Annotated in this window: 16 protein-coding genes; 15 read left to right on the forward strand and 1 reads right to left on the reverse strand. The window is 58.7% G+C overall.

Annotated features, from left to right (window positions below):
• Window positions 1-67 precede the first annotated feature (67 nt).
• The gene (locus ACM6I0_RS23680) at window positions 68-619 is read left to right on the forward strand and encodes a glycine zipper 2TM domain-containing protein (protein ID WP_285432238.1); all 552 of its coding nucleotides are present in this window, start codon (window positions 68-70) and stop codon (window positions 617-619) included.
• A 250-nt stretch (window positions 620-869) separates the two neighbouring features.
• On the opposite strand, the gene suhB is transcribed toward ACM6I0_RS23680, so the two are convergent.
• Complete coding sequence (gene suhB / locus ACM6I0_RS23685; protein WP_008014726.1) at window positions 870-1,688, reverse strand: inositol-phosphate phosphatase; 819 nt, start codon at window positions 1,686-1,688, stop codon at window positions 870-872.
• A 146-nt stretch (window positions 1,689-1,834) separates the two neighbouring features.
• Here suhB and trmJ point away from each other — a divergent pair, with 146 nt between their 5' ends.
• The 14 genes from trmJ (at window position 1,835) to ACM6I0_RS23755 (ending at window position 12,675) form a co-directional block, all read left to right on the forward strand.
• On the forward strand, window positions 1,835-2,605 hold the full coding sequence (trmJ, locus tag ACM6I0_RS23690; protein WP_201193707.1) for a tRNA (cytosine(32)/uridine(32)-2'-O)-methyltransferase TrmJ: 771 nt from the start codon (window positions 1,835-1,837) through the stop codon (window positions 2,603-2,605).
• Window positions 2,606-2,607: 2 nt separating this feature from the next.
• Window positions 2,608-3,384 carry a serine O-acetyltransferase gene (gene cysE / locus ACM6I0_RS23695; RefSeq protein ID WP_090180462.1) on the forward strand — a complete coding sequence of 259 codons (777 nt, stop codon included), beginning with the start codon at window positions 2,608-2,610 and terminating at the stop codon, window positions 3,382-3,384.
• 184 nt (window positions 3,385-3,568) lie between these two features.
• A complete protein-coding gene (gene iscR / locus ACM6I0_RS23700; RefSeq protein WP_007903581.1) occupies window positions 3,569-4,060 on the forward strand; it encodes a Fe-S cluster assembly transcriptional regulator IscR in 492 nt (163 codons plus the stop codon).
• A 51-nt stretch (window positions 4,061-4,111) separates the two neighbouring features.
• Window positions 4,112-5,326 carry an IscS subfamily cysteine desulfurase gene (locus ACM6I0_RS23705; protein WP_090180466.1) on the forward strand — a complete coding sequence of 405 codons (1,215 nt, stop codon included), beginning with the start codon at window positions 4,112-4,114 and terminating at the stop codon, window positions 5,324-5,326.
• An 83-nt stretch (window positions 5,327-5,409) separates the two neighbouring features.
• A complete protein-coding gene (gene iscU, locus ACM6I0_RS23710) occupies window positions 5,410-5,796 on the forward strand; it encodes a Fe-S cluster assembly scaffold IscU (protein ID WP_003443374.1) in 387 nt (128 codons plus the stop codon).
• 34 nt (window positions 5,797-5,830) lie between these two features.
• On the forward strand, window positions 5,831-6,154 hold the full coding sequence (iscA, locus tag ACM6I0_RS23715; protein ID WP_007903589.1) for an iron-sulfur cluster assembly protein IscA: 324 nt from the start codon (window positions 5,831-5,833) through the stop codon (window positions 6,152-6,154).
• An 8-nt stretch (window positions 6,155-6,162) separates the two neighbouring features.
• Complete coding sequence (hscB, locus tag ACM6I0_RS23720) at window positions 6,163-6,684, forward strand: co-chaperone HscB (RefSeq protein WP_285432242.1); 522 nt, start codon at window positions 6,163-6,165, stop codon at window positions 6,682-6,684.
• A gap of 51 nt (window positions 6,685-6,735) precedes the next feature.
• Complete coding sequence (gene hscA, locus ACM6I0_RS23725; protein ID WP_285432244.1) at window positions 6,736-8,598, forward strand: Fe-S protein assembly chaperone HscA; 1,863 nt, start codon at window positions 6,736-6,738, stop codon at window positions 8,596-8,598.
• Between the two features lie 2 nt (window positions 8,599-8,600).
• Window positions 8,601-8,942 (forward strand): ISC system 2Fe-2S type ferredoxin, encoded by a 342-nt coding sequence (fdx, locus tag ACM6I0_RS23730; protein ID WP_222588333.1) that lies wholly within the window; start codon window positions 8,601-8,603, stop codon window positions 8,940-8,942.
• 14 nt (window positions 8,943-8,956) lie between these two features.
• Window positions 8,957-9,157 carry a Fe-S cluster assembly protein IscX gene (iscX, locus tag ACM6I0_RS23735; protein WP_017340315.1) on the forward strand — a complete coding sequence of 67 codons (201 nt, stop codon included), beginning with the start codon at window positions 8,957-8,959 and terminating at the stop codon, window positions 9,155-9,157.
• A 92-nt stretch (window positions 9,158-9,249) separates the two neighbouring features.
• Window positions 9,250-9,675: a nucleoside-diphosphate kinase gene (gene ndk, locus ACM6I0_RS23740; RefSeq protein ID WP_007903599.1), complete on the forward strand. Its 426-nt coding sequence runs from the start codon at window positions 9,250-9,252 to the stop codon at window positions 9,673-9,675.
• Window positions 9,676-9,703: 28 nt separating this feature from the next.
• Window positions 9,704-10,852, forward strand: a complete 1,149-nt coding sequence (rlmN, locus tag ACM6I0_RS23745) for a 23S rRNA (adenine(2503)-C(2))-methyltransferase RlmN (protein WP_414923420.1) — start codon at window positions 9,704-9,706, stop codon at window positions 10,850-10,852.
• 12 nt (window positions 10,853-10,864) lie between these two features.
• On the forward strand, window positions 10,865-11,623 hold the full coding sequence (gene pilW / locus ACM6I0_RS23750) for a type IV pilus biogenesis/stability protein PilW (protein WP_222588332.1): 759 nt from the start codon (window positions 10,865-10,867) through the stop codon (window positions 11,621-11,623).
• Complete coding sequence (locus ACM6I0_RS23755; protein WP_414923421.1) at window positions 11,623-12,675, forward strand: RodZ domain-containing protein; 1,053 nt, start codon at window positions 11,623-11,625, stop codon at window positions 12,673-12,675. The genes pilW and ACM6I0_RS23755 overlap by 1 nt, the downstream gene beginning before the upstream one ends.
• Window position 12,676: the final 1 nt, after the last annotated feature.

The following is a 12,676-nucleotide window of genomic DNA, read 5'->3' on the forward strand; positions in this document are numbered from 1 at the left end:
CTTTTTTTGTGCTCCAAGGCTGGGAGAAGCGCGGACATGTTCCGCGGGTGATGGTCAGGAGGTTCATGTGAACAAGTCGTTGCTGGTTGGTGCGGTATTGGGTGCTGTCGGTGTGACTGCCGGGGGTGCTGTTGCCACCTACAGCCTGGTTAAAAGCGGCCCTGAGTATGCGCAAGTTCTAGCCGTTGAACCGGTCAAGACACAGATCAAAACGCCACGTGAAGTGTGCAAGGATGTAGCTGTAACCCGGCAAGCGCCGGTGAAAGACCAGCACCAGATCGCCGGCACGGTGGTGGGTGCGCTGGCAGGCGGCCTGTTGGGTAACCAGATCGGCGGCGGCACCGGCAAGAAAATCGCCACGGTGGCGGGCGCAGTCGGTGGCGGTTACGCGGGCAATAAGGTTCAGGAGGGCATGCAGGAGCGTGACACCTACACCACGACCCAGACTCGCTGTAACACGGTGAATGACATCAGCGACAAAGTCGTAGGGTATGACGTTCGTTATTCGCTCGATGGCAAGGAAGGCAAGGTGCGGATGGATCGTGATCCGGGCAACCAGATTCCGGTCGACAAGGAAGGCAAGCTGATCCTGTCGCAGAACAACGAACAGAATCGCTAAATATTCAGGCTTAGAGTCAAAAAGAAGCACCTTTCGGGGTGCTTTTTTTGTGCTCACGATTTCAGCGACACAGCAAAACCCCTGTGGGAGTGAGCCTGCTCGCGATGGCGGTGGATCAAACAATACAGATGTTGAATGTGAGGCCGCTATCGCGAGCAGGCTCACTCCCACAGGGATCTGCGGTGTGCCTTGGGTGGAAATACAGGCATAAAAAAAGCACCCCGAAGGGTGCTTTTTTGTGCGCGGTCGCTTAGCGTTTCAGCGAGGCCGGCAGGTGCGGCTGGATGGCCGTCAGTACGGCTTTGAAGCACTTGGTGTTGCCGGCAACGATGTGGCCTTTTTCAAGGAAATCGTGACCGCCGGTGAAGTCGCTCACCAAGCCGCCGGCTTCCTGGATCAGCAGGGCGCCTGCAGCCATGTCCCACTCGGACAGGCCCGACTCCCAGAACGCATCGAAACGACCGGCAGCTACATAGGCCAGGTCCAGGCTCGCCGAACCGGCGCGGCGGATACCGGCAGTCTGGCCAACCAGGGCGCGGAACATGCCCAGGTAGTTGTCGAGGTTGTCCATTTGGTCATCGCGGAACGGGAAGCCGGTGCCCAGCAGGGCGCCGTCGAGGCTGGTGCGACCGCTGACACGCAGGCGGCGACCGTTCAGTTGAGCGCCGCGACCACGGCTGGCGGTGAATTCTTCCTGGCGAACCGGATCCAGAACAACAGCGTGTTCCAGGCGACCGCGGTATTTGCAGGCGATGCTGACAGCGAAGTGAGGAATGCCGCGCAGGAAGTTGGTGGTGCCGTCCAGCGGATCGATGATCCACAGGTATTCTTCGCCTTCGATCCCGGTGCCAGCGTGCATGCCGGTTTCTTCACCCATGATCGAGTGGTTCGGGTAGGCCTTGCGCAGCGCGTCGATGATTTTCTGTTCAGCAGCGCGATCCACCTCGGATACGTAATCCTTGGCGTCTTTTTCGTCGACCTTGATGGTATCCAGGCGCTCGATGGAGCGGAAGATCAATTCACTGGCGCTGCGGGCGGCGCGCAGCGCGATATTCAGCATGGGCTGCATGGATGTGTCACCTAAGGTTGTTAAAGAAAGCCGGGCATTCTATCAGAACTTTTCTACAGGTGAAGGTTGGTGTTCGCATTCATAGCTTAACGGTAGGTTGAGCTGTAAGATTCTGCTCCCGATTATTGTGTTCGAGAGCGCCTCCCTTGCTGCAAAACATTCGTGTCGTCCTGGTCAATACCAGCCACCCCGGCAATATCGGCGGGGCTGCGCGTGCCATGAAGAACATGGGCCTGTCGCGGCTGGTGCTGGTCGAGCCAAGGTTGTTCCCGCACCACGAAGCCGATGCGCGTGCATCCGGCGCCGGGGACATCCTTGAAAACGCGCAAGTCGTCGCCACCTTGGAAGATGCCTTGGTCGGCTGCAACCTGGTGCTCGGCACCAGCGCCCGTGATCGTCGTATTCCCTGGCCGTTGCTCGATCCCCGCGAATGCGGTGTGAAAGTGGTTGAGGAAGCCGGGCAGGGCGCTGAGATCGCGTTGGTTTTTGGTCGTGAAGATTCCGGCCTGACCAACGAAGAGCTGCAGCGATGTCATTATCACGTGCACATCCCATCAGACCCTGAGTTCAGCTCGCTGAACCTTGGGGCAGCGGTGCAGGTGTTGAGTTATGAAGTGCGCATGTCCTGGCTCGCAGCCCAAGGGCAGCCGAGCAAGGTCGAGAAGGATGAAGTGGCGTCCACCAAAAGCGGTGAACTGGCGACCATGGATGAGCTGGAACGATTCTATGAGCACCTGGAGCAAACCCTGGTGGCCATCGAATTCCTCGACCCGGAAAAACCACGGCACTTGATGGCGCGCCTGCGCCGGTTGTACGGACGCAGCTCGGTCAGCCGGGCGGAAATGAATATATTGCGTGGCATCCTCACGGAAACCCAGAAAGCGGCCCGTGGCGAGCTTCTAAAGCGGAAGGATTAAAAATGTTCGAGCGTTTGCGTGAAGATATCCAGAGTGTTTTCCATCGTGACCCGGCAGCGCGCAACGCCTTTGAAGTCCTGACCTGCTACCCCGGCATGCACGCCATCTGGATCCATCGCCTGTCGTCGGCCCTGTGGGGCATGGGCTGGAAGTGGCTGGCGCGGCTGGTGTCGAACTTCGGTCGCTGGTTGACCGGGATCGAGATCCATCCGGGTGCCAAGGTCGGCCGTCGCTTCTTTATTGACCATGGCATGGGCATCGTCATTGGTGAAACCGCTGAGATCGGCAACGACGTCACCCTCTACCAGGGCGTGACTCTGGGCGGCACCAGCTGGAACAAGGGCAAGCGTCACCCGACTCTCGAAGATGGTGTTGTGGTGGGGGCGGGCGCCAAGGTGCTCGGCCCTTTCACTGTCGGAGCGGGTGCCAAAGTCGGCTCCAATGCGGTAGTGACTAAAGCGGTTCCGCCGGGTGCGACAGTCGTTGGGATTCCGGGGCGGATCATCGTCAAGTCCGATGACGAGCAGGACGCCAAGCGCAAGGCCATGGCCGAGAAGATCGGCTTCGATGCCTATGGTGTCGGCGAAGACATGCCGGATCCGGTGGCGCGTGCGATCGGCCAGTTGCTGGATCACTTGCAGGCGGTCGATGGTCGCCTGGAAGGGATGTGCGGGGCGTTGAAGGACCTGGGCAGTAATTACTGTGCCAAGGATCTGCCTGAGCTGCGCGAAGAAGACTTTGCCTGCGTAAAAGGCAAAGACGAAACAAAGGCCGGTTAAGGCCAAGGCAGGTCGTATTCAGGCAATGGCGCAGCGCTCGGCGGTGTGCCATTAGGCCGCAGACCCTGATATGATGCCGCCGCTATTTTGCGGGTAATCCTGACTAAAGTACTAGGTCTTATAGTTGACTTAAACACTCGGGAATTGCATACTCGCCCCATTCCGAACTCCGTGGTAATTGTCCATGCGACTGACTACAAAAGGCCGATACGCCGTGACCGCCATGCTTGACCTGGCGTTGCACGCGCAGCACGGGCCGGTGTCCCTGGCCGATATCTCCGAGCGCCAAGGCATCTCCCTGTCCTACCTCGAACAGCTTTTCGCCAAATTGCGCCGCAGCAATCTGGTTTCCAGCGTTCGTGGCCCAGGCGGTGGCTACCAACTGTCCCGCGACATGCAGGGCATCCAGGTCGCCCAGGTGATCGATGCGGTAAACGAATCGGTCGATGCGACCAAATGCCAGGGCCAGGGTGATTGCCATCAAGGCGACACCTGCCTGACTCACCACTTGTGGTGCGATCTGAGCCTGCAGATTCACGAATTTCTGAGCGGTATCAGCTTGGCTGACCTTGTCACTCGCCGTGAGGTACAAGAAGTAGCCCAGCGTCAGGACCAGCGCCGTTGCAACAGCAAGGCGCCACGCCTGGACAAGATTGAAGCGTCCGCCGTCGAATGACAGCCAAAGAGCCAAGCGGCACGCCAGCCAGCCTGATTTAGGAGATAGTCCATGAAATTGCCGATTTACCTTGATTACTCTGCGACCACCCCGGTTGATCCGCGTGTCGCGCAAAAGATGAGTGAATGCCTGCTGGTCGACGGAAACTTCGGTAACCCGGCGTCCCGTTCCCACGTATTCGGCTGGAAAGCTGAAGAGTCCGTCGAAAACGCTCGTCGTCAGGTCGCTGACCTGGTCAACGCCGATCCGCGTGAAATCGTCTGGACCTCCGGTGCTACCGAGTCCGACAACCTGGCTATCAAGGGTGCGGCGCATTTCTATGCCACCAAGGGCAAGCACCTGATCACCACCAAGATTGAGCACAAGGCTGTCCTCGACACCATGCGCCAACTGGAACGTGAAGGCTTCGAAGTGACCTACATCGAGCCTCGCACCGATGGTCTGGTCACCCCTGAAATGATTGAAGCCGCGCTGCGCGATGACACCATCCTGGTCTCCGTCATGCACGTGAACAACGAAATCGGCACCATCAACGACATCGAAGCCATCGGCGAACTGACCCGCTCCAAGGGCATTCTGTTCCACGTCGACGCGGCTCAGTCCACCGGCAAGGTCGAGATCGACCTGTCGAAGCTGAAAGTCGACCTGATGTCGTTCTCGGCTCACAAAACCTACGGCCCTAAAGGCATCGGCGCGTTGTACGTCAGCCGCAAGCCGCGTGTTCGCATCGAAGCGACCATGCATGGCGGCGGTCACGAACGTGGCATGCGTTCCGGCACCCTGGCGACCCACCAGATCGTCGGCATGGGTGAAGCTTTCCGCGTAGCCAAGGAAGACATGGCTGCCGAGAACGTGCGCATCAAAGCGTTGAGCGACCGTTTCTTCAAGCAGGTCGAAGGCCTGGAAGAGCTGTACGTCAACGGCAGCATGACCGCTCGCGTACCGCACAACCTGAACCTGAGCTTCAACTACGTTGAAGGCGAGTCGCTGATCATGGCGCTCAAGGACCTGGCGGTTTCGTCCGGTTCGGCCTGCACCTCGGCGTCCCTTGAGCCTTCGTACGTGCTGCGCGCCCTGGGTCGCAACGACGAGCTGGCACACAGCTCGATCCGCTTCACCTTCGGTCGTTTCACCACCGAAGAAGAAATCGATTACGCCGCGAAGAAAGTCTGCGAGGCCGTTACCAAGCTGCGCACCCTGTCGCCGCTGTGGGACATGTACAAAGACGGTGTCGACATCTCGAAAATCGAGTGGGCGGCACACTGATTTCAAGTCGCCGCCAACCGGCCCTGTGAACCTTCGGGTGCAGGGCTCTAGAGCGACTCTCTGATGAGTGAGGATTAAGAATCATGGCTTACAGCGAAAAGGTCATCGACCACTACGAAAACCCGCGTAACGTCGGCAAGATGGACGCGGAAGACCCGGATGTCGGCACCGGCATGGTCGGCGCGCCAGCGTGCGGCGACGTAATGCGTCTGCAAATCAAGGTCAACGAGCAAGGCATCATCGAAGACGCCAAGTTCAAGACCTACGGTTGCGGTTCGGCTATCGCCTCCAGCTCCCTGGCGACCGAGTGGATGAAAGGCAAGACTCTGGATGAAGCAGAGACCATCAAGAACACTCAGCTGGCCGAAGAACTGGCACTGCCGCCGGTAAAAATTCACTGCTCCGTACTCGCTGAAGACGCTATCAAAGCGGCTGTTCGCGATTACAAGCAGAAGAAAGGCTTGATCTGACTTTCAAGATTTGGCGACGAGTAAGGAGTCACCGATGGCTATCAGCATGACAGAAGCGGCTGCTCAACACGTGCGGCGCTCCCTCAACGGGCGCGGCAAAGGTGAAGGGATTCGTCTGGGCGTTCGTACCACAGGCTGTTCCGGCCTTGCCTACGTGCTGGAGTTTGTCGACGAGGTGGTTGCAGAGGATCAGGTGTTCGAAAGTCACGGCGAGAAAGTGATCATCGACCCGAAAAGCCTGGCGTACCTGGACGGCACCGAGCTCGATTTCGTCAAGGAAGGGTTGAACGAAGGCTTCAAGTTCAACAACCCCAACGTGCGCGGTGAATGTGGCTGCGGCGAAAGCTTCAACATCTGAGGCTGCTTGTGGGTACTCTTTGTCATTTCGCTTTATTTGAGCTGCAACCGAGCTTCAATCTGGATCTCGACCAGCTGGCTACGCGCTACCGTGAGTTGGCGCGCGGCGTTCATCCGGACCGTTTTGCGGATGCTTCCGAGCGCGAGCAACGGCTGGCGCTAGAGCAATCCGCGAGCCTCAACGAGGCCTACCAGACGCTCAAAAGTCCTCCCAAACGCGCGCGTTACTTGCTCGCCATGGGCGGTCGCGAGCTGCCGCTGGAGGTCACGGTGCATGATCCGGAGTTTCTTCTGCAGCAGATGGAGTTGCGTGAAGAGCTCGAAGACCTGCAAGACAGCGCCGACATGGCCGGTATTGCAGCGTTCAAGCGTCGCCTGAAAACGGCTCAGGATGAACTGAACCAAAGCTTCGCAGCCTGTTGGAATGATGCAGCGCAACGTGAGCAGGCCGAACGCCTGATGCGGCGCATGCAGTTCCTCGACAAGCTCACCTACGAAGTGCGCCAGTTAGAAGAGCGCCTCGACGATTAACCCAGTGCCGCTCCGGTCGCACGCCTGATATACAGATAAGTCCTGATCACGATGGCCCTACTGCAGATCGCCGAACCCGGCCAAAGTCCTCAACCGCACCAGCGTCGTCTGGCTGTGGGGATCGACTTGGGCACTACCAATTCGCTGGTCGCTGCGTTGCGCAGTGGTCTTTCCGAGCCCCTGGCCGATGCTGATGGGCAGGTCATCCTGCCGTCCGCCGTGCGCTACCACGCCGACCGCGTCGAAGTGGGCGAGTCAGCCAAGCTGGCTGCCGCTACCGATCCCTTGAACACCGTGCTGTCGGTCAAGCGCTTGATGGGTCGTGGTCTGTCCGACGTCAAGCAATTGGGCGATCAACTGCCGTACCGCTTTGTTGGCGGCGAATCGCACATGCCGTTCATCGACACGGTTCAGGGGCCGAAAAGCCCGGTTGAAGTCTCCGCCGATATCCTCAGAGTGCTGCGTCAGCGCGCCGAAGCGACGTTGGGTGGCGAGTTGGTGGGCGCGGTGATCACCGTTCCGGCCTATTTCGACGACTCTCAGCGTCAAGCCACCAAGGATGCGGCCAAGCTGGCCGGTCTGAACGTGCTGCGCTTGCTCAATGAGCCGACTGCCGCTGCCGTGGCGTACGGTCTGGATCAACACGCCGAAGGCCTGGTTGCCATTTATGACCTGGGCGGCGGTACGTTCGATATTTCGATTCTGCGCCTGACTGGCGGTGTGTTTGAAGTGCTCGCCACCGGTGGCGACAGCGCCCTGGGCGGCGACGATTTCGATCACGCGATTGCTGGCTGGATTATCGAGAGCGCCGGTTTGTCCGCCGACCTCGATCCGGGCGCGCAGCGTCATCTGTTGCAAGCCGCTTGTGCGGCCAAGGAAGCGCTGACCAATGCCGCTTCCGTTGAAGTCGCTTATGGCGACTGGAAAGCCGAGCTGACCCGCGAAGCATTCAATGCGCTGATCGAGCCGATGGTAGCTCGCAGCTTGAAAGCTTGCCGTCGCGCAGTGCGTGATTCCGGCGTCGAGCTGGAAGAAGTGCACGCGGTGGTCATGGTCGGCGGTTCGACTCGCGTGCCGCGTGTTCGCGAAGCAGTTGCCGAAGCCTTCGGTCGTCAGCCGTTGACCGAAATCGATCCGGATCAAGTGGTGGCCATTGGTGCTGCGATCCAGGCCGATACATTGGCGGGCAACAAGCGCGACGGCGGCGAACTGCTGCTGCTCGACGTCATTCCGTTGTCCCTGGGGCTGGAAACCATGGGCGGCCTGATGGAAAAGGTGATTCCACGCAACACCACCATTCCCGTTGCCCGTGCCCAGGACTTCACCACGTACAAAGATGGCCAGTCGGCCATGGCGATTCACGTCCTGCAGGGCGAGCGCGAGCTGATCAGCGACTGCCGCTCGTTGGCACGTTTCGAATTGCGCGGCATTCCGGCGATGGTGGCCGGTGCGGCGAAAATTCGCGTGACCTTCCAGGTCGATGCCGATGGTCTGCTCAGTGTTTCGGCGCGCGAACTGGGTTCGGGCGTTGAAGCCAGCATCCAGGTCAAGCCGTCCTACGGCCTGACCGACGGCGAGATCGCCAAGATGCTCAAGGATTCGTTCCAGCATGCCAACGACGATAAAGTCGCCCGCGTGCTGCGTGAGCATCAGGTCGATGCCCAGCGTCTGATCGAAGCCGTGCAAGGCGCTCTGGATGTCGACGGCGACCGCCTGCTCGATGCCGAAGAGCGCATGGTCATCGAATTGCAGATGCAGGAACTGACCGAACTGATGAAAGGTACCGATGGTTACGCCATCGAGCAGCAGACCAAGCGTCTGTCGCAAGTGACCGACGCCTTTGCTGCCCGCCGCCTGGATTCGACGGTGAAAGCCGCGCTGGCGGGGCGCAACCTGAATGAGATTGAGGAATAACGATGCCGCAGGTCATTTTTCTGCCACACGAGAAGTTTTGCCCGGATGGCATGGTTGTCGAGGCTGAGCCCGGCATCTCCATCCTCGAACTGGCTCACGAACACCATATCGAGATGGAAAGCGCTTGCGGCGGCGTTTGCGCCTGCACAACGTGTCACTGCCTGGTCCGCGAAGGCTTTGACTCGCTGGAAGAAGCTGACGAGCTGGAAGAAGACTATCTTGATAAGGCCTGGGGTCTGGAAGCGCAGTCGCGTCTGGCCTGTCAGGCAAAAGTCGGGACTGAAGACCTGACCATCGAAATTCCGAAATATTCGCTCAACCATGCAGCCGAAGCGCCGCACTGATTCAAGGAAGTGACATGAGTCTGAAATGGGTTGATGTGCTGGAAATAGCGATCCAGCTGGCTGAAAGCAAGCCGGAAGTGGATCCGCGTTACGTGAACTTCGTCGATCTGCACAAATGGGTGCTGGCATTGCCGGAGTTCAGTGATGATCCGACCCGCGGTGGCGAGAAGGTGCTTGAAGCCATTCAGGCCGCCTGGATCGAAGAAGCAGACTGAGTCTGCACCGTACGCAGTTAGGCAATACCCAAGAACCCGCGTATAATTCGCGGGTTTAATTTTTCACAAATTACCGTTTCTGGAGTTACACCATGGCTGTTCAACGTACTTTCTCCATCATCAAGCCTGACGCTGTTGCAAAAAACGTCATCGGCGAGATCACCACTCGTTTCGAAAAAGCAGGCCTGCGCGTTGTAGCTTCGAAACTGAAGCAACTGTCCAAAGCTGAAGCTGAAGGCTTCTACGCTGAGCACAGCGCTCGTGGTTTCTTCAACGACCTGGTTGCTTTCATGATCTCCGGTCCAGTTGTCGTTCAGGTTCTGGAAGGCGAAAACGCTATCGCTCTGAACCGTGAGCTGATGGGCGCTACCAACCCTAAAGAAGCTGCTGCTGGCACCATCCGTGCTGACTTCGCTGACTCCATCGATGCCAACGCTGTACACGGTTCGGACTCCGAAGCCGCTGCTGCTCGCGAAATCTCGTACTTCTTCGCAGCTACTGAAGTAACCACTCGCTAAGCATTGGCTTAAGAGTGAAGGTGAATCCATGACTACATCGACTGTAAAAACCAACCTGCTGGGTCTGACTCAACAGGAAATGGAAAAATTCTTCGACTCAATCGGGGAGAAGCGTTTCCGTGCCGGTCAGGTAATGAAATGGATTCACCACCTTGGCGTCGATGATTTCGACGCCATGACGAACGTCAGCAAAGCCTTGCGCGACAAGCTCAAGGTGATTGCTGAGGTTCGCGGTCCCGAAGTGGTCAGCGAGGACATTTCCACCGACGGCACCCGTAAGTGGGTGGTGCGCGTGGCGTCCGGTAGCTGCGTCGAGACCGTCTACATTCCCCAGGGCAAACGCGGCACTTTGTGCGTTTCGTCCCAGGCAGGCTGTGCCCTGGATTGCAGTTTCTGCTCCACCGGCAAGCAAGGATTCAACAGCAACCTCACTGCCGCCGAAGTCATCGGCCAGGTGTGGATTGCCAATAAATCGTTCGGCAGCATCCCGGCAACCGCCGACCGTGCCATCACCAACGTGGTGATGATGGGCATGGGTGAGCCGCTGCTGAACTTCGACAACGTCGTGGCCGCCATGCATCTGATGATGGATGACCTGGGCTACGGGATCTCCAAGCGCCGCGTAACCCTGTCCACTTCGGGCGTGGTGCCGATGATCGATGAGCTGTCCAAGCACATCGACGTCTCCCTGGCGTTGTCGCTGCACGCACCAAACGACGCATTGCGTAACCAATTGGTGCCGATCAACAAGAAATATCCGCTTAAGATACTGCTCGAGTCGTGCCAGCGCTACATGTCGTCCCTGGGCGAAAAGCGCGTGCTGACCATCGAGTACACCTTGCTCAAGGACATCAACGACAAGGTCGAGCATGCCGTTGAGATGATCGAACTGCTCAAGAACATCCCGTGCAAGATCAACCTGATTCCGTTCAACCCGTTTCCGCATTCCGGTTACGAGCGCCCGAGCAACAACGCGATTCGCCGGTTCCAGGATCAGCTTCACCATGCCGGTTTCAATGTCACCGTACGCACCACTCGCGGTGAAGACATCGATGCCGCGTGTGGCCAATTGGTAGGGCAGGTGCTGGATCGCACCCGTCGCAGCGAACGTTATATCGCCGTGCGCGAGCTGAGCGCCGAAAACGATATCGCACAGAACGCTGCGAACAATAATTAAGAGAGGATCTCTATGTCCCTGCGCTTTGCGCTGCTGTTGCTGCTGGCCAGCCTGTGTGCTGGTTGCGTCCTGTCGGGCGATTTCAACCCGATGAAGACCAGCAAGGGCCGCGATGAAGCGCGCACCGCCTACGTGCAACTGGGCTTGGGCTACTTGCAGCAGGGCATGACCGAGCGCGCCAAGGTCCCGTTGAAGAAGGCGCTGGATCTGGATAGCTCTGACCCTGACGCCAATGCGGCCCTGGGGCTGGTGTTCCAGGCCGAGATGGAACCGGAGCTGGCGGACGAACATTTTCGCAAGGCACTGTCTTCACGTCCCGGCGATGCACGAATACTGAACAACTACGGCAGCTTTCTTTTCGAAGAAAAGCGTTACAAGGAAGCTTACGAGCGCTTTGAACAGGCCGCCGCCGATACCCTGTATCCTGAGCGTTCGCGGGTGTTCGAGAACCTCGGCATGACGGCTTCGAAGCTGGGGGAACGTGATCTGGCGAAGCAGCAGCTGGAAAAAGCCCTGCGTTTGAACCGCCAACAACCACGTGCATTGCTGGAAATGGCTGAGTTGTCCTTCGAAGACAGGCATTATGTGCCCGCGCGTGACTACTACGATCGTTTTAGCCTGCTCACCGAACAAAATGCACGTAGTCTATTGCTCGGCGTTCGGCTGGCAAAAGTGTTTGAAGATCGCGACAAGGCTGCAAGTGCAGGCCTGCAATTAAAACGACTCTATCCCGGTACGCCGGAATATCAGCAATACCTGTCGGAGCAATGATGAAAGCGGCGCATCCCGAAGTTGTAGCAGCGAATCGCGTTAACCCCGGTGAGACTTTGCGCCAGGCCCGCGAAAGCAATGGCTGGTCGCTGGCCGAAGTGGCCCTCAAGCTCAACCTCACCGTCAATTCCTTGAGCAATCTGGAAGCGGGCGCTTTCGACAAGCTGCCTGGGCACACCTTTGCTCGCGGTTATATTCGCGCATACGCCAAGCTGCTCGGCATGGACCAGACCGTTCTGGTCCAACAGTTCGACCAATCCACCGGTACCGACTCCCAAGGCAGCAATGTCCACAGCCTGGGTCGCATCGAAGAGCCGGTTCGGGTTTCCCACACTATTTTGCGTATCGTCAGCCTGCTATTGCTGATCGCGGTGATTGGCGGTGGTTTTGTCTGGTGGCAGGATCAAACTTCGTCGCGTACCAAGGACCTGACCACCCTGGCTCCGGAACACGTTGAAGTCGAAGGCGCCGACGGCACCACCCAGATCCATCCGCTGGACGAGCCGGAAGACCAGGCCGTCGCGCAAGGTCAGGCTGAAGGCACCACCGCACTTGCATTGCCACAAGCCGAGACCTCCGCCGAAGCACCGGCAGCCGCTGAAGCGGTCGCGCCGACAGCGCCTGCGCCAACGCCTGCGGCCCCGACTCATAGCACTGCGCCAGTTGTCGCGGCCCCGGCTCACAGCACCGCGCCAGTTGTCACGACACCGCTCTCGCCTGCGCAGACAGCCCCTGTTGTGTCGACCCCGCCGGCAAGCGCATCGGTGACACCGACCATTCCTCCAGCCGCAGCAGCAGCTCCGGTGGCCGGCCAAGGCCAGGTTCAACTGCAATTCACGGCTGATTGCTGGACGCAAGTGAGCGACGGCACCGGCAAGGTGTTGTTGAGCGGTCTCAAGCGCAAAGGCGAAAATGTTTCTGTCAGCGGCAAACCACCGTTTTCAGTGCGTCTGGGCTTCGCCCGTGGCGCCCAAGTCAGCTACAACGGTCAAGTGGTTGATGTCGCTCCGTTCACCAGTGGCGAGACTGCTCGCCTGAAGTTGGGTCAATAAG

This window comes from Pseudomonas sp. IT-P294 (assembly GCF_949767865.1).
Taxonomy (GTDB): Bacteria; Pseudomonadota; Gammaproteobacteria; order Pseudomonadales; family Pseudomonadaceae; genus Aquipseudomonas.

Coding starts and splice junctions, on each gene's coding strand:
- iscA (WP_007903589.1), top strand. CDS start 5,831: ATGGCTATCAGCATGACAGAAGCGGCTGCTCAACACGTGCGGCGCTCC.
- fdx (WP_222588333.1), top strand. CDS start 8,601: ATGCCGCAGGTCATTTTTCTGCCACACGAGAAGTTTTGCCCGGATGGC.
- iscX (WP_017340315.1), top strand. CDS start 8,957: ATGAGTCTGAAATGGGTTGATGTGCTGGAAATAGCGATCCAGCTGGCT.
- ndk (WP_007903599.1), top strand. CDS start 9,250: ATGGCTGTTCAACGTACTTTCTCCATCATCAAGCCTGACGCTGTTGCA.
- ACM6I0_RS23705 (WP_090180466.1), top strand. CDS start 4,112: ATGAAATTGCCGATTTACCTTGATTACTCTGCGACCACCCCGGTTGAT.
- pilW (WP_222588332.1), top strand. CDS start 10,865: ATGTCCCTGCGCTTTGCGCTGCTGTTGCTGCTGGCCAGCCTGTGTGCT.
- iscU (WP_003443374.1), top strand. CDS start 5,410: ATGGCTTACAGCGAAAAGGTCATCGACCACTACGAAAACCCGCGTAAC.
- hscA (WP_285432244.1), top strand. CDS start 6,736: ATGGCCCTACTGCAGATCGCCGAACCCGGCCAAAGTCCTCAACCGCAC.
- ACM6I0_RS23755 (WP_414923421.1), top strand. CDS start 11,623: ATGAAAGCGGCGCATCCCGAAGTTGTAGCAGCGAATCGCGTTAACCCC.
- rlmN (WP_414923420.1), top strand. CDS start 9,704: ATGACTACATCGACTGTAAAAACCAACCTGCTGGGTCTGACTCAACAG.
- cysE (WP_090180462.1), top strand. CDS start 2,608: ATGTTCGAGCGTTTGCGTGAAGATATCCAGAGTGTTTTCCATCGTGAC.
- iscR (WP_007903581.1), top strand. CDS start 3,569: ATGCGACTGACTACAAAAGGCCGATACGCCGTGACCGCCATGCTTGAC.
- suhB (WP_008014726.1), bottom strand. CDS start 1,688: ATGCAGCCCATGCTGAATATCGCGCTGCGCGCCGCCCGCAGCGCCAGT.